This window comes from Halorubrum aethiopicum (assembly GCF_001542905.1).
In the GTDB taxonomy this organism is placed as follows: domain Archaea; phylum Halobacteriota; class Halobacteria; order Halobacteriales; family Haloferacaceae; genus Halorubrum; species Halorubrum aethiopicum.
On the sequence record NZ_LOAJ01000001.1, the window covers coordinates 268,620 to 283,094 of the forward strand.

Here is a 14,475-nt window from a genome sequence, read left to right on the forward strand (position 1 = left end):
GGCGTGAGGTGTGGGGCGGTTGCGGTCGGGCGGGATTCAAAGGGGCAGTCGCCGGCTGCCCGAGGCGCGTAGCGCCTCGCGGCTGGGGCTTTGGAGATGTTCTCCGTAGTCGTCTGTTTCACTCCGTACAGCCGAGCGGCTGGGGCTTTGGAAGCGTACTACGCAGCACGAATCCCGCTTCGGACGGGTGATCGGAGGCCCTAACCCACCGATCACAACGCCAACGCTACGACCGAGTAGACGCCGAACCCGAGCGCCAGCGACCCGACGAGCGAGGCGACCCACGCGAGCACGGTGTACCCCATCTTCGACCGGCTCACCCCCGCGTCGCCGGCGGCGTACCCCGCACCGACGATCGCCGAGACGATGATCTCGTTGAACGAGACGGGGATCCCGAACGCGACGGCGGTCTGGGCGATGGCGAACGAGGGGATCAGCGCCGAGATCGACCGCCGCGGCCCCATCGAGGCGTAGTCCTGTGAGATCGCCTTGATCATCCGCGGCGCGCCGGTCCAGGAGCCGGCCAGCAGGCCGACCCCGCCGCCGACGAGCAGCGCCCACAGCGGCACGCCCACCCCGGAGAAGATCGGCACGAGCGGACCGATGGCGAGACCGACCTGCGACCCGCCGGCGGAGAACGCCACGAGCCCCCCCATCGCGAGCAGGAAGCGGCGCTGTGCGCCCTCGCGGTCCCGGCCGATGTCGACGTACACCGCGGCCGCGACGATCGCCGCCATCGCCGCCGTGGCGGCGACGACGCCGATTCCGCCGGAGACGCCGAGTTCGACGGAGACCGCCTCGGCGATCGACGCCTGTTCGCCGTCGGGGCCGAGCAGCGCGAACCCGACGTTGGCGACGATCGCGCCGACGACGCCGGCCAGCGCCGCCGTGAGCCCGCGCTCCGGGAGGCGGTCGCCGATCAGCGTCCGGGCGACGCCGTAGGCGATCCCGCCGCCGACGAACGGGGTGAGCACCCACAGCGTGAGGATCTCGGTGTACTTCGGCCACGCGGGGTCGCCGCCCATCGCGAGGCCGACGCCGACGACCGCCCCGGTGACGGTGAACGCGGTCGCGATCGGGTAGCCGGCGAAGACGCCGATCGCGACGAGCACCGCGGCGGTGACGAGCGCGACGATGGCGGCGGTGGCGGTGAGCGTGACCCCACCGATCAGCTCGGTGCCGACCGCCTCGGTGACGTTCGCCCCCTGGAGGATCGCCCCGAGGAGGCCGAGGACGCCGACGACGAGGCCGGCGCGCATCACCGAGATGGCGTTGGCCCCGACGGCCGGGGCGAACGGGGTCGAGCCGGAGGAACCGGCCCCGATGGACCACGCCATGAAGAGGCTCGCGACGCCGGCGACGAGGAGCGTGAGGGTCGTGACGACGACCATCGCTATCGCTGCCCGTCCTCGTACCCCTCACGCAGCCCCATCAGGGTGCGCCGGACGAGGAGGAAGCCGAAGAAGAACAGCCCAAGGAGGCCGACGAGAACGAGCACGAACAGCGGCTCGACCGATATCATGTAACGGATATCCGTCGGCACCGAGTTAGGCGTTTCGACCCACCCGCCGGTCGGACGCGACGGGCGGACCGCCGACCCGACGCGGTCACTAAAACGCGTCTTTGTGCCTCGAACACCTATAATATGGTACGCCGCCCATGTCCAACCGCGACCCCCGCTTCGGCCCTCCGCCGAGTACCGATCGACGCCGGTACCCGGGAATCCCCCCGCGATCGAGGCACACGTCCGCCCTCCGTCCGCTCGGACGATCCCCCCTCGTCCGACGGTCGACGCCTCCGGACGACGGCCGCCTCCCCGACGGCCGCCCGTCCGACCGGGCCGAAGCGGGGAGTCGTGGCCGTCCGTCCCCATCCGTCCGACCGATCCCCCCTCCGTCGAGACGCGGGACGGACGCGTGTGCTCTTCCTCTCCACGGTCGTCCGATCCGCTTCCGGCAGTCGCCCGGTCCTACCTCCCGATCCGGAACCGCTCGAACACCTCCCCGTCGGGCGTGACGAGCCGTCCGTCGAGCCCGTCGTCCGTCGGTTCGAGCTCCGCGTGGGCCGGGCGATTCCCCCGCGGCTGTGCGTGGCTGCCCGGATTCAGGATCGGGACCGCGGTCGAGTCGTCGAAGCGCGGCCGGTGGCTGTGACCGCAGACGACGGCGTCGGCGTCGCGGCCGCGGGCGAGCATGACGAGCCCGGTGTCGCCGCTCCGGTGTCTGTGCGTCACCGCGAGGCGGACGCCGCCGAACTCGACGGTGCGGACCTCCGAGAGCCGCTCGCGGATCGCCGCCCCGTCGTTGTTGCCGAACACGGCGCGGAGCGAGTCGGCCGCCCGCTCGAACGCGTCGAGGACCGGCTCGCGGTAGAAGTCGCCCGCGTGGACGACGACCTCGGCCGCCTCGACCGCCTCGCGGGTCCGACCGCGGAGCTTCGGATCGTCGGTGCTGTGGGTGTCCGAGACGACGACGAGCATGGCGTCGGCTTCCGGCGCGCGGCGGTTAAGCGTCGCGGGTGAACGAGCCGGACGTGAGCGGATCGGCGACAGGTCTACCGAACCGTCAACAGCCGCCGGAGGATGTCGCCGTAGGCGGGCCGCGTGATCAACACGCCGATGAGCACGCCGAGGATGGTGAAGATCGCGAACCCGGAGAGGTCGCCGAGACTCAACACCATCAACGGCGACATGGCGACGATGGTCGTCGCCGCGGCCGCGCCGATCACCCAGAACGCCCGGCGGAACCGCGAGTCGAACACCGTCCGGGAGTTGACCTCGCCCTCGCTCATCACCTCGTCGGCGATGATCACGAGGTCGTCGACGCCCGTCCCGACCACGGCGATGAAGCCGGCGATGACCGCGAGCTCGAGCGGATACCCGACGAGCGCCGCGAACCCGAGCAGGGCGTACACCTCCGCGAGCGCGGTGACGATCATCGGGAGTGCCACCTTCGGCTCGCGGTAGCGGAGGAACACCACGCCCGCGACCGCGAACACCGCGAAGACGCCGGCGATCGCGGAGTAGAGCCGGAAGTTCTCCCCCTGCGCGGCGGAGATCGTCGAGGAGGTCCCCTGTCCGCTGATGTCGAGTTCGGCGGGGAGCGCGCCCGCACGGAGGTTGATCGAGATGGTCTGTGCGTCGGCGAAGGAGGTGGTCGTCAGCCGGAAGTTCCCGCTGTCCGCCCAGCCCCCGCTCGCCATGCTGCGTGCGAGACCGTCGTCCATCCCGAACGCGTTGACGACCTCGCCGTCGACGACGAGCAGCAGACAGGAGTCGCTGGACTCGCCGAGTGAGTTCGTCTCCAGGTCGTAGTCACAGCGCGCGCCGCCCGAGGCGCTCGCGACGCCGTACTCGACCGCGGCCGCCTGGAACCGCTCGGCCGGCGACCGCTCGCCCTCGGGGGCCTCGTTGACGACGGAGACCGGCACGTACGCGCCGGAGCCCGCCTCCCGCCTGCTCGCGGTCCCGATGTTCTCGAAGTCGTTCTGGATCAGGATTCCGTCGGTCCTCGCCGTGCCGTCGGTCGCGTTCGAGTCGGGGTACGCGATGGCGATCTCGACGGTCCCGCGCTCCTCGAGGAGGTCGATCACGTCCTGGCGACCCTGGCCGGGCACCTCGACGAGGATGAAGTACTCGCCGGTGATCGACTGGACCTGCTGGACGCTGCCGCCCGAGAGGCCCGCCTCGTTGATCTTCCCCTGGATGACCTCCACCGCCGCGTCGCGGGTCTCCTGGGTCACGCCGCTCCTGATCGCCTCGTAGTCGTACCCCGAGGCGTCCATCGCCTCGCGGAACTCCGTCTCGCTCACGGACGTGGCCGTGACCTCCACGGCTCCGGTCCCGCCGCTTCCGCCGGTCCCGGTCCCCCCGTCGCCGAGGACGGCGTCGACCTCGCGCGTCGAGACGCCGTCCAGTTCGGCGGCGACGTCGCTCGCGACCTGCGTCGGGGTCTCGCCCGCGAAGTCGACGCCCGTCGCGGTGTAGCCGACGAGCGGCGCGCGGATGCGGGTTCCGCCCGCCAGATCGAGCCCGTACTGGAGGTTCGTCACCCCCTGCGTCGCGTCCTCGGCGGACTCGCCCGGCGCGGTCTCGGGGGCGAACTGCGGGGCGAACAGCGCGACCGTCGCGCCGAGCACGACGACGACGAGGAGCAGCACCCGCCAGTTCTCCTTGACTCGTTCGAACATCAGCGTTTCACCCCCTCGAACTTGTACCAGCGCAACAGCGCCACGTTCAGCAGGTACGTGTTCATCAGGTCCGCACAGAGCCCGATCGCGAGGATGATCCCGATGTCACGCAGGAGGCCGACGCCGAAGACCGTCGCGACGACCGCCATCACGAGCATCGCGGCGATGGAGGTGACCGTCATCGTCACCCCGGTCCGCATCGCGCGGCTCACCGACTCGTAGAACTCGCCGGTCCGGCGCAACACGGAGTTGTTCAACAGGATGTCCGAGTCGACGCTGTACCCGATGATCATGAGCAGGGCGGCGACGATGCCGAGCGTCATCTCGATGCCGAGGAGGTTCATCGCGGCGACGGGGATCACGAGGTCCGAGAAGGCGGAGGCGACGACCGCGATGGAGGGGACGAACGTCCGGAACAGCGCGAAGACGAGCACGCTCATCCCGAGGAACGCGAGCGCGAGCCCGAACAGCGTCGTCCGCGCCGTGTCGGACGCGAAGCTCGGCGACACCTGGTCTATCGCCTCGACCGACAGCCCCGCCGCGTCCGCCTGCGATTCCAGATCGCTCGCCAGTCCCTCCGGGTCGTCGTCGGCCGCGCGGAAGGTCACGACGTACACGTCGTCGGCGGGGATCGAGCGGACCGAGTCGGGGTCGCGGTCGAACGCCGTCTCGATCCGTTCCTCGACGTCTCCGCCCCCGTCGTCGGCGACCCGGAGCTCCACGCCGCCGGTGAACTCCAGCCCGAGGGTCGCCGGCGCGCCCGTTGCGACGTACCAGCCGCCGATCACGAGCACCGCCACCGCGAGCACCGCCAGCGGCACGAGCACGAGCTGGCGATTCGAATACTCGGTGTAATCGACCTCCGGTACCTCGATCGCTGTCATGAAACGGGTTCGTCCGTGAGCCCGAATAAGCCTTCTTATCTCTCGAGTCGGTCGAAAACGGGACCGCGAACCGATCGCGCGTTCAGGGGAGATACCGCACGCTGAGCACGCCGGGCTCCGCCCGGACCTCGACGCGGTTCACGCCGAGCCGCGCGGCCCGCGAGAGCGTCCCCTCGCGGTCCGAGAGCACGTCCTCGGCCGCCTCCTCGGTCGCGTCCGCCGGCGGGGAGAGCACGTGGATCTCGCCGATCCCCGCCCGCGGCTCGCGGGTCAACTCGCCCGTCTCCAGGTCGGCCGCGAGCTCGCGCTCGTGAACCGTCGGGGGCTCCTCGCTCCGCTCGAGCGAGAGCGACCGCCGCTCCGCGACCTCGATCACCCGATAGGTGACCTCCATCGGCGGGTCGGGCGCGACGGTCGCCTCGACGGCGTCGTCGACCGCCAGTCCCGGATTCGAGCTCAGCGTGTGGACCTGGCCGTCGTTGGCGTCCTTGAGCACCGCGGAGTCCTCCTCGACGTGGGTGACGAGGAACGTTCCCTCCTTTTCGTCGGTCATCGCCGGCGCTAGGTCGCCGAGCCATTTCGGGGTTTCGAGCCGTCCTCGCCGCCGCCCCGGAGCCGGTAGTGCGTCCAGAACACGACCGCGGCGGCGAGGACGGGGAACAGCGCACCGACCGGTCGCGGGAGCGCGTACAGCGCCGACAGCAGCACGGACTCGGTCGGGTCGCGCAGGTCCGCGGGCGCGGTGACGATCAGCCCGAGGTACAGCGAGGCCAGGAAGAGGAAGCCCGCGTACGCCAGCTTCCGGTCGTAGCCGGCCGCGACGGGGAGCCCCCGACGGTGGCGGCGGGCGACGAAGAGCAGCGGGGCCAGGAGGGGGGCGACGGCGGCGAAGCCGAGGACCACGTACAGAGAGCGCGTGAACAGGTACGTCCCGCTCGGGACGCCGGCGGTCTCCGCCATCCAGACGACGAGCGCGAGCGTGACGACGAGCGCGATGGCCGCGGTCGCCAGCGCGCCGATCACCCCGTAGACGCGCATCGTCCACGAGTCGGTGGTGCGGATCGCGTACGGGATCGCGCCGAACACCCCCCGGTAGCTGTCTGTCATCGTTCGAGGTAGGAGCGACGACCGATTAAACCCCTCGTCCGCGAGGTTTTACACCCCGCGGGGCGATCGGCGACCGTGGGTCTCTACGACGCGTACCTCGGCGTCCGCCACCGCCTCCACGAGGGGGATCCCCCCGAGCACGTCGCCATCGTCATCACCGAGCGCGACCTGCTCGCGGATGGCGCGTTCGACACCCTCGCCGCGGCGCTGGACTGGGCGTTCGACTACGGGGCCGAACGAGTGACCGTCTCCGTCTCCGTGCTCGACGAGGCGGTGGTCCCCTCGCTCGTCCGGGAGTTCCGGGACCTGGACGCGCCGCGGCCGATGTCGATCCGCGGGCCGGACGACACCGAGTCGGCGGACGCCCCGATCCGCGTGAACGTCGGTCTCGGCGGGAAAGCCGAGTTCGCGGCCGCGGTCCGTGACATCGCCGCCGACGTCGACGCCGGCGAGTTGCGGCCCGAGGAGATCGACGAGGCGGCCGTGACCGACCGGCTGGTGTTCCCGACCGAGCCCGACCTGGTGATCAAGACCGGCGCGGAGCGGCTCTCCGACTTCGCCATCTGGCAGTCGGTGTACGCCGAGCTCTACTTCACCGACGTGAACTGGCGGGAGTTCAGGCGGCGGGACTACCTGCGTGCGGTCCTCGACTTCCAGGACAGACAGCGGCGGTTCGGTCGGTGAGTCGGTGGGGAACCCGTCGCGAGCCGGAACCGGCCTCACCAGACGAACCGGAAGAGGAGCCCGAAGGCGGCGAGCGCGCCGATCGTCGAGAGCAGGGGAACGACGTTCTGGAGGAGGACGATCCGGGCGGTCGTCGACGGGTTGAACAGGTCCGCCGCCGCCGGGATGTCCGCGGGGTCCTCCTCGCCGATCCCCTCGGGCTCCTCGCCCGGTTCGTCCGCCTTCAGCGCGCCGACGGAGACGTTCGTCTCCCCGCCGCCGCGGATCCCCTCGCCGACGGTGACCGTGCGGGTCGCGCGACCCCACCCGAGCCCGACGATCGACATCGTCGCGATGATGACGAACGAGGCAGGGATCCCGATCGCCGAGAGGCCGACGACGATCCCCGAGGAGACGACGGCGACGACGATCGCCGCGGTGAGCGGGAGGTCGGTGATGTCGTTGCCGAGGGTGTCGAGGGTGCGCCGCGCGATGGTGAACGCGCCGACCGCGACCGCGGCGCTCCCGAGGAGGATCATCGGGTCCATCTCGACGCCAGCGCCGACGAGCGGCGCGATCGCGTTCGCGATGTTCGAGGTGCCGGAGGAGAAGGCCATCAGACAGCCGATGGCGACGACGACGACCGCCCCGCCGACCTCCCGGCGCGTCGTGTTCGGCCCGAGCGTCGGCTCGGGCACGGTCCCGGACCGGTCGAGTTCGAGCAGCGGCCCGTCGCTGGTCTCTATCGCGACCCACTGGTTGATCCGCGGGTAGAAGTAGCGGCCGATGACGCCCGACACCCAGAAGCCGATGATCGGCGCGACGATCCACCAGACCGCGATCTCGCCCATCACGCCCCAGTCGAGGCTATCCGTCGCGACGCCGAGGCCGGCTATCGCGCCGACGGCCGTCATCGAGGTCGACGCCGGGACGCCGTAGTAGTTGCCGACGAAGAGCGCACCGCCGATGAAGAACAGCACGACGATGCTCGTCTCGAGGGTGAACACGCCACCGCGCGTGACCAGATCCCGGCCGAGGGTGTCGACGACGCGCCGGCCGAGCGTCCCCGCCCCGATGAAGAAGAACACCGACATCAGCGCCGCGGCCGCGACCTTCGAGAGCACGCCGGCACCGACCGCGGGCCCGAACGCCGGCCCCGTCGTCGAACCGCCGACGTTGTATCCGACGAACACCGAGACCGCCAAGCCGACGACGAGAAGAAGTTCGACCATATACCCGATCGGAGTACACTCTCACGGTTAAGCCGTCCGTTTTCCGGAAAGATACGCCGCCGAAACGGCGCGGGCGTGAGCGTGAGATCGTTCCGTGACCGACCGCAGAGGTCGTTCGATCACGTACCGATCTCGCTCATTACGTTCACAGAAAGCACCGGCCGAGTAATTTCTCTCACTACGTTCGAGAAATGCACCGGCCGAGACTCCCGCGAGCAACGCGAGCGGGAGTCAGGCCGGTGCACGACCGAAGGGAGTGCACCGGCCGAGATTTGAACTCGGGTTGCAACCATGGCAAGGTTGCGTGATACCACTACACTACCGGTGCGTGCTTCGCAACTGGAGATGGTCGGGTCGAATATTTAAATCTGTCACATCGCGACGGCGACCCGATCGAGACGATCCGGTCCCGAATCTCTGGGCGGTCACGCGACGGTCGCTCGGCGGTAGAGGGTCGGTCGAAGGCGGGTCGATCGGCGGGCTGCGGCTCGGATCGTCGCCGTCGCGTGGGCGGTTTCCAAAGGTCTTTGCCCTTGCCTGCCGAACGGATCGGTAATGGACGATGTCGCGCGGGCGCGTGATGCCGCACGCGAGGCGCTCGCGAACGTCGAGCCCGAACGCCTCCGTGAGACCCTCGACGACCGACTCGCCGACGCCGCGGTGACTCCCGGCGTCCTGTCGCTCGTCACCGCCCGCGCGCTCGACCCCGAGGTCGACCTCGAGACGGTCGTCGACCGGGCCGCCGGCGTCCAACTCATCTACGAGGGGCTCCGGCTCACCCGCTGGCTCGCCCACGAGGAGCCGTGGGCGACCGCGGCAACCCGCGAGTCGGACATCGACGCCGACATGGACGTGTTGGCCGCGGACGTGCTCGTCTCCCGCGGCTTCTCGCTTCTCGCACACACCGGCGCGGCGGGCGCCGCCGTCGAGGTCGTGCGCGCGTTCGGCCGCGACCAGACCCGCCGCGGGGAGGAGGGGCTCGACCCCGCCGAGGCGACGGCGCTCGACCGGAACCTCGAGGTCGACGCCCTCGAACTCGCGGTCGTCGCGGGCACTACCGCGGTCGGCGGCGACCCGCCGGCGGAACTGCTCGAGTACGCCCGCGAGCTCGCCGCCGACTGCGACCGGGAGTTCCCGCCGCCGGGACGGGCGCTCCCCGAGACGACCGCCGACCGCATCGCCGACATCTCCGACCGCGCCGTGAGCGCGACGGATCGCTAGACGCGGAACCCGACGACACCGACGGCTTGAATCGAAACCCCTAAAGTCGGTTCCGGTCAACGACGTATTGCGCGCCTGGGTAGCTTAGCGGTAAAGCGCGTCCTTGGTAAGGACGAGACCCCGGGTTCAAATCCCGGCCTAGGCTTGTTCTGCCGTACACTCCTTGTACGCACAGTTTTATATCTACACTCATCTGAATTAAACCCGTTCAAGATTCGCGTCTCTCGCTAAACGGGGCATCCCTCGCCGTATTGCGATTCGGGAGAGTATCAGGGCACACAAACTAATTCACAGACTGCGGTGGGATAGACCCGAGATCGGCCAGGGGCGCGTCCTCTCAAAGGACACCACGGATTTCGCTGATCTACGCTCACAGAGGAATGACTGAATCTTAGTCAGGAATGTAATAGAACACCCTCGATTCGGTTATCCACGACGAGTACGCGGCGAGTGAGCCTCCGCCGAAACGACTATCGGTAAGACCAGCGTATTACGTCTATATGTCTGAAGCGGCTACAAACGACGACGGCGGAGACGACATCACCACGGTGAATTTCAAACTCACCGAGTCGTTCCTCGAACGGATAGACGATACGTGGCAGGGACGCGGGTTCAACAGTCGGAGCGAGTTCATTCGGTACACGCTTCGGGACGCCGTCGAGTTCCCGACGTTCGACCGCGACGAACTCGTCGCCCTGCTCGAAGCCGAGGAGGACATCCGCGAGGGGCGAACGACGAGCGCCGAGGAAGCCCGTGAGCGGTTCGGCACGAGCGATGAGTGACGACGGGTAGACGTGGGAACTTTCCTCGACCGCCGAAGACGACCTCGACGGACTGTCCCCCGCCGACCAGGACCGGATACTCGACAAGCTCGATGAAATCGTCTCCTCGCCGTGGCGCGACCCGCCGGACTACGGCGAGCCGCTCCAGAACAGCCCGTACAAGAAGATACGCATCGGGGAGTTCCGGCTCTCAGTGAGCTTCCGCCAGGACGACCGACGGCTCGTCGTCGCACGTATCAAGCGTCGTGGCGGCGCGTACATCGCTGACGACGATTAAACGACCACCCGACCGACTCACTCCCCGTCGAGCAACTCTTCGTCGATCGGGTCCTCGATGTCGCCCGTGATCGCCTCCAGGAGGTCGGTCACGGTCACCATGCCGACGACCTCGCCCTCGTCGATCACGAGCGCGAGCTCCTGGCTCTCGGCCTGAAACAGGTCGATCGCGTCGCTCACGTCGGTGTCCGGCGAGAGCGTCACCGGCGGGGCCGCGAACTCGGCGAAGTCGACGTCGCCGGCGGCCAGCGCCGCTCGACGTCTGAGGAGGACGGGGGTGTAGACGATGCCGCGGAAGTCGGCTGGGTCGCTCCCGATCAGGGGGTAGCGGGTGTGCGGGCGGTCGGCCATCCGGTCGAGCGTCGTCTCCGGGTCGTCCTCGGTCGACAGGAACACCACCTCCGAGGGCGGTACCATCACGTCGCTCACCGGCTGCTCCCCGATGGCGAGCGCGTTCATCACCTCCTCGCGGCGCTCGGCCGGGAGGTCGCCCTCCTCGAGGACCGACCCGAGGCGCTGGCGGAGCTGCGCGCGCGACTCGATCACGTCCTCCTCGGTCTCGAGCCACGCGCCCGTCATCTCGATGCCGAACAGCCGGAGCGTGGCCTTGGCGATCCCGTCGCCGAGCGTGATGATCGGGGAGATGATCCAGTTGAACCAGTAGAGCGGCGCGGCCCCGTACCGACAGACCATCCGCGAGCGCTCGACGCCGAGGTACGTCGGCGTCTGCTCGCCGTGCGTGAGGTGGAGCAGGTTGATGATCCCGAACGCGAGGAGCGCGCCCGCGCCGATCGACGCGAGCGGCGTGCCGACGAAGTAGGGCTCGAAGAGCGCGGCCAGCGCCGGCTCCGCCACGATCCCGACCGCGATGCTGGAGGCGGTGATCCCGACCTGACACGTCGTCAGGTAGATCTCGAGGTCGTTCGTCATCTCCCAGGCGCGTTCGAGCGCCGGGGTGCCGTCGACGAACTCCTCCTCGGTGAACTGCCGGGCCCGAGTCAACGCGAACTCGATCGCCACGAAGAAGCCGTTCGCCAGAATCAACAGCGCGCCCGCGACGAGCCGGATCGCGAGTTCGAGCGGGGTCATCACGTCGCGGTATGCTCGTCCGGCGGTATATATTCGGGTGGACGCGTCGCTCGATCCGCCGCGTCGGTTTTCACGGGGGACAGACATATTACCGAGGCTCGCCCGGATACGCACGGGAGAGTATCATGACGGATCCGGAGTCGCTGCGCGCGTTCTTCGAGGAGATCGAGGCCCCCGATCGCTCCCTCGTCGTGCTCAACCGGTCGTCGCCGGACCCGGTCCGGGGGCTGCTCGACTCGCTGCTCGAGGGCCAGCCCGTGTCGATACGCAACGCGGAGGTGCCCGACGGCGACGACGACGTGGTCGCGCTGATCGAGGACGGCGAGGTGCTCGCGCAGTCGACGCTCGACGACCTGCTGGAGTCGGTGCTTCTGATCAACTCGGACCTCTATCGGACGGGCGCGATCGACCTCGGGGAGGTGGAACTCCCCGACGTGCTCCGCGGGCTCGACGAGATGCCGTTCAGGGTCCGGGGGTACCCCGAGTCCAACAAGGAGAAGCTGCTCTTGATCGTCATCTCGCGGGTGATAGAGCGGATCGCGAACGAGACGGGCGGCGGGACGCTCCGGGCGTCGTTCCAGCGACTCTCGAGGCTCAGAGACGAGCGCGGCACTTACGAGGTGTACGAGTCGGTCGCGCGAAGCGGCGTCGACGTCCACGTCTACGGGATGGACGACGCCGAGCCCGCCGAGGAGCTGCCGGCGACGGTTCACACGGGCTCGTCGTACCCGTATCGCCGGTCGTGGTTCGTGGTCTTCACCCCGCCGGGAAAGAGCGACCCCGAGAGCGGGACGGACGACTGGGACGGGAGCGACATCGGGAACGGGAGCGACGGAGAAAACGGCGACCACGCCGCGCTCGTCGCGCTGGAGGACGAGCCCAACGTCTGGGACGGCTTCTGGACGTTCCGTCCCGAACTCGTGTCCCGGATCGACCGCTACATCGCCGATCACGTCTGAGCCGGTCACGTGCCGCGCCTCCGCGGCGGCCGACGGGGTGTCCCTCCGTAACATATTATACCGGCGGGGAATTTTTCACGGCATGGCAAATCGACACGAAGCCGCCGACGCGAGTCGGCGTCTCGGCCGGCGGAACCTCCTCGCGACGATCGGGGCCGCGGGGACCGCCGGGTTCGCCGGGTGCGGTGGGCAGGGGGCCACCGAACCCTCGGAGTCCGACGGCTCCGACGCGGACGACGGCGGGCTGTTTCCCCTCCAGGTCCGTCTCGAGACCGGCGGGACGGACGAGCGGATCCGGATGGTCGAGCTCATCGCGGAGTCCCTCCAGCAGACCGGGTACTTCGAGACGGAGGTGGAGACCTACGAGTGGAACGCCTACCTCGACCGGGTGATCAATCCGGCGTACCAGGAGAACGGCTACCTCCCCGCCATCGGCCTCTCCGGGACGTTCAACCCCCACAGCTTCTGTAACGTGATCCACAACTCGGCGAACGTCGGCGCGTGCTGTAACCTGACGGGCATCTCGGACCCCGAGCTGGACGAGCTGCTCGCCTCCGCCCGGTACGGGATCGATGTCGTCGAGGACCCGCAGCTCCGCGCGGAGACGTACGACGAGATCTGGCGGACCCTCGCCGAGGAGCGGTACACCTCCTTCACCCACTTCGGCGTGGAGACCGCCGTGACCAGCGCGGCCGTCCACGGGTTCGGGGTGTGGCCGTTCCAGGAGGGGCTCTTCGGCTACGCCCTGTTCTCCCCACAGGACGGGCAGGTCGCCTGGATCGACCGGGAGAATCCGGCCGGCGAGTCCGACCTCGCGGACCTCGTGACGGGCGGGACGCTGACGGGGGCGGTCTCGACGAACCCGAGCTCGTTCGACCCGCCCCACAGCAGCGACACCACGTCGACGATGCTCCAGAACCTCCTCTTCGAGGGGCTCGTCGTCAACGACGCGGAGGGAAACGTCCACCCGTGGCTCGCCGAGCGCTACGAGCTTCTCGACGTTCGAGACGTCGGTCGTGCCGCCTACGAGGAGTACATGCGCACCGTGGGGACCACGGCGGAGGGCGCGGTCGACGCCGACGAGCAGGTGATCGTCCGACACCCCGAGGACGATCCCGCGGCCGACGACGAGGTCCGCGTCCTGCTGCCCGAGGACGCGCGCGAGGCGGCCGCGGACGGGACGTACGGGATGCGGTTCCGCTACGAGCTCCACGAGGGCGTCGCGTTCCACGACGGGAGCGAGCTGACCGCCGAGGACGTCGTCGCGAGCTACGAGTACTACGAGAACTCGGCGACCGCCCCGCAGACGTTCGACTCCGTTCTCGCCGCCGTCGCGGTCGACGACTACGTCGTCGACGTGTACGCGCAGGTCCCCGACGCGGAGGCGGAACGCGAGCTGCCGGGGATATTCGTCCTCAGCGCGGACCAGATCGCCGCCGTCGAGAAGGGCGGTATCGACCCGCGCGAGGGGGTCACGCCGATCGGAACCGGGCCGTACGAGTTCGGCGAGTTCGTCGACGAGGAGTACCTCGAGGTCTCGCGGTTCGACGACTACTGGGTCGGATCGCGGGGGATCGCGGAGGCGTTCGCGTGGTTCGACGGCCTGGACGCCTTCCCGGACGGCCCCGCGATCGACGCCGTCGAGGTGGAGGTCGTCCCCGACGACGCGACGCGGACGGGCGCGCTCCGGAACGGCGAGGTCGACCTGACCTACGACGTCGCGAGCGGGACGCTCGAGGACTTCGACGACGCCGACGACTTCCTCGTACACGCCGTCGAGGCGGGCGGATACGACTACCTCCAGTATCCGGTGAACGTCGAGCCGTGGGACGACCCCCGGCTCCGGGAGGCCGTCAACCACCTCGTTCCCCGTCAGCGGATCGTCGACAACGTGTTGAACGGGTGGGCCGAGCCCGCCTGGACGCCCATCCCGCAGATCGCCCGCGGATCGGGGACGGCCGACTACGAGGCGCTCGAGGACGCCGTCAGGCCGCTGAACGAGTACGACGTCGAGCGGGCGGAGGAGCTGCTCGACGAGATGGCCGCCGAGTACGGCGAGTCGTCGTGACCGCGG

General features: G+C 69.3%; 14 protein-coding genes, 2 tRNA genes and 1 pseudogene. 7 read left to right on the forward strand and 10 right to left on the reverse strand.

The genetic code is table 11. The annotated features are described in order from the left end of the window. Positions 1–212 precede the first annotated feature (212 nt). The 7 genes from AXA68_RS01355 to AXA68_RS01380 all read right to left on the reverse strand — a co-directional run bounded on the left by AXA68_RS01355 (position 213) and on the right by AXA68_RS01380 (position 6,179). A complete protein-coding gene (locus tag AXA68_RS01355) occupies positions 213–1,391 on the reverse strand; it encodes an inorganic phosphate transporter (protein WP_066411818.1) in 1,179 nt (392 codons plus the stop codon). 2 nt (positions 1,392–1,393) lie between these two features. Next, positions 1,394–1,522 carry a DUF7859 family protein gene (locus AXA68_RS17415; protein ID WP_262488572.1) on the reverse strand — a complete coding sequence of 43 codons (129 nt, stop codon included), beginning with the start codon at positions 1,520–1,522 and terminating at the stop codon, positions 1,394–1,396. Positions 1,523–1,969: 447 nt separating this feature from the next. After that, entirely contained in the window at positions 1,970–2,479 is a 510-nt protein-coding gene (locus AXA68_RS01360; RefSeq protein ID WP_066411820.1) for a metallophosphoesterase, read from the reverse strand. A 74-nt stretch (positions 2,480–2,553) separates the two neighbouring features. Next, entirely contained in the window at positions 2,554–4,188 is a 1,635-nt protein-coding gene (locus tag AXA68_RS01365) for a preprotein translocase subunit SecD (RefSeq protein ID WP_066411823.1), read from the reverse strand. After that, a complete protein-coding gene (gene secF / locus AXA68_RS01370) occupies positions 4,188–5,072 on the reverse strand; it encodes a protein translocase subunit SecF (protein ID WP_066411825.1) in 885 nt (294 codons plus the stop codon). The genes AXA68_RS01365 and secF overlap by 1 nt, the downstream gene beginning before the upstream one ends. 82 nt (positions 5,073–5,154) lie before the next feature. Further along, on the reverse strand, positions 5,155–5,625 hold the full coding sequence (locus AXA68_RS01375) for a DUF5812 family protein (RefSeq protein WP_066411827.1): 471 nt from the start codon (positions 5,623–5,625) through the stop codon (positions 5,155–5,157). Between the two features lie 8 nt (positions 5,626–5,633). Further along, positions 5,634–6,179 carry a hypothetical protein gene (locus tag AXA68_RS01380; protein ID WP_066411828.1) on the reverse strand — a complete coding sequence of 182 codons (546 nt, stop codon included), beginning with the start codon at positions 6,177–6,179 and terminating at the stop codon, positions 5,634–5,636. 75 nt (positions 6,180–6,254) lie between these two features. On the opposite strand from AXA68_RS01380, the gene AXA68_RS01385 reads away from it, so the two are divergent. Further along, the gene (locus tag AXA68_RS01385; protein WP_066411830.1) at positions 6,255–6,863 is read left to right on the forward strand and encodes an undecaprenyl diphosphate synthase family protein; all 609 of its coding nucleotides are present in this window, start codon (positions 6,255–6,257) and stop codon (positions 6,861–6,863) included. A gap of 35 nt (positions 6,864–6,898) precedes the next feature. Here the strand turns inward: AXA68_RS01385 and AXA68_RS01390 are convergent, their stop codons facing one another. Together AXA68_RS01390 and AXA68_RS01395 are read right to left on the reverse strand one after the other, a co-directional pair. Continuing rightward, positions 6,899–8,074 (reverse strand): inorganic phosphate transporter, encoded by a 1,176-nt coding sequence (locus AXA68_RS01390; protein ID WP_066411832.1) that lies wholly within the window; start codon positions 8,072–8,074, stop codon positions 6,899–6,901. 257 nt (positions 8,075–8,331) lie between these two features. Further along, positions 8,332–8,402: transfer RNA gene (locus AXA68_RS01395), tRNA-Gly, on the reverse strand. Between the two features lie 227 nt (positions 8,403–8,629). Between AXA68_RS01395 and AXA68_RS01400 the strand changes: the two genes are divergently transcribed. The 4 genes and pseudogenes from AXA68_RS01400 to AXA68_RS17220 all read left to right on the forward strand — a co-directional run bounded on the left by AXA68_RS01400 (position 8,630) and on the right by AXA68_RS17220 (position 10,354). Then, entirely contained in the window at positions 8,630–9,295 is a 666-nt protein-coding gene (locus tag AXA68_RS01400; RefSeq protein ID WP_066411835.1) for a DUF7114 family protein, read from the forward strand. A 73-nt stretch (positions 9,296–9,368) separates the two neighbouring features. Beyond that, positions 9,369–9,440: transfer RNA gene (locus AXA68_RS01405), tRNA-Thr, on the forward strand. A 355-nt stretch (positions 9,441–9,795) separates the two neighbouring features. Then, a complete protein-coding gene (locus tag AXA68_RS01410) occupies positions 9,796–10,077 on the forward strand; it encodes a ribbon-helix-helix domain-containing protein (RefSeq protein ID WP_066411837.1) in 282 nt (93 codons plus the stop codon). Then, positions 10,070–10,354: pseudogene (locus AXA68_RS17220) on the forward strand (type II toxin-antitoxin system RelE family toxin). Before AXA68_RS01410 ends, AXA68_RS17220 begins: the two are co-directional and overlap by 8 nt. A 17-nt stretch (positions 10,355–10,371) precedes the next feature. On the opposite strand, the gene AXA68_RS01415 reads toward AXA68_RS17220, so the two are convergent. Further along, a complete protein-coding gene (locus AXA68_RS01415) occupies positions 10,372–11,442 on the reverse strand; it encodes a hemolysin family protein (protein WP_066411838.1) in 1,071 nt (356 codons plus the stop codon). 125 nt (positions 11,443–11,567) lie between these two features. On the opposite strand from AXA68_RS01415, the gene AXA68_RS01420 reads away from it, so the two are divergent. Then, on the forward strand, positions 11,568–12,401 hold the full coding sequence (locus AXA68_RS01420) for a DICT sensory domain-containing protein (protein WP_066411840.1): 834 nt from the start codon (positions 11,568–11,570) through the stop codon (positions 12,399–12,401). A gap of 298 nt (positions 12,402–12,699) precedes the next feature. Then, positions 12,700–14,469, forward strand: coding sequence for an ABC transporter substrate-binding protein (locus AXA68_RS01425; RefSeq protein WP_066418292.1), 1,770 nt, complete (start codon positions 12,700–12,702; stop codon positions 14,467–14,469). Positions 14,470–14,475: the final 6 nt, after the last annotated feature.

Bases quoted from the DNA above. Each gene is read 5' to 3' on its own strand.
- AXA68_RS01355 (WP_066411818.1), bottom strand. From the start codon at position 1,391: ATGGTCGTCGTCACGACCCTCACGCTCCTCGTCGCCGGCGTCGCGAGC.
- AXA68_RS17415 (WP_262488572.1), bottom strand. From the start codon at position 1,522: ATGATATCGGTCGAGCCGCTGTTCGTGCTCGTTCTCGTCGGCCTCCTT.
- AXA68_RS01360 (WP_066411820.1), bottom strand. From the start codon at position 2,479: ATGCTCGTCGTCGTCTCGGACACCCACAGCACCGACGATCCGAAGCTC.
- AXA68_RS01365 (WP_066411823.1), bottom strand. From the start codon at position 4,188: ATGTTCGAACGAGTCAAGGAGAACTGGCGGGTGCTGCTCCTCGTCGTC.
- secF (WP_066411825.1), bottom strand. From the start codon at position 5,072: ATGACAGCGATCGAGGTACCGGAGGTCGATTACACCGAGTATTCGAAT.
- AXA68_RS01375 (WP_066411827.1), bottom strand. From the start codon at position 5,625: ATGACCGACGAAAAGGAGGGAACGTTCCTCGTCACCCACGTCGAGGAG.
- AXA68_RS01380 (WP_066411828.1), bottom strand. From the start codon at position 6,179: ATGACAGACAGCTACCGGGGGGTGTTCGGCGCGATCCCGTACGCGATC.
- AXA68_RS01390 (WP_066411832.1), bottom strand. From the start codon at position 8,074: ATGGTCGAACTTCTTCTCGTCGTCGGCTTGGCGGTCTCGGTGTTCGTC.
- AXA68_RS01400 (WP_066411835.1), top strand. From the start codon at position 8,630: ATGGACGATGTCGCGCGGGCGCGTGATGCCGCACGCGAGGCGCTCGCG.
- AXA68_RS01410 (WP_066411837.1), top strand. From the start codon at position 9,796: ATGTCTGAAGCGGCTACAAACGACGACGGCGGAGACGACATCACCACG.
- AXA68_RS01415 (WP_066411838.1), bottom strand. From the start codon at position 11,442: ATGACCCCGCTCGAACTCGCGATCCGGCTCGTCGCGGGCGCGCTGTTG.
- AXA68_RS01420 (WP_066411840.1), top strand. From the start codon at position 11,568: ATGACGGATCCGGAGTCGCTGCGCGCGTTCTTCGAGGAGATCGAGGCC.
- AXA68_RS01425 (WP_066418292.1), top strand. From the start codon at position 12,700: ATGGTCGAGCTCATCGCGGAGTCCCTCCAGCAGACCGGGTACTTCGAG.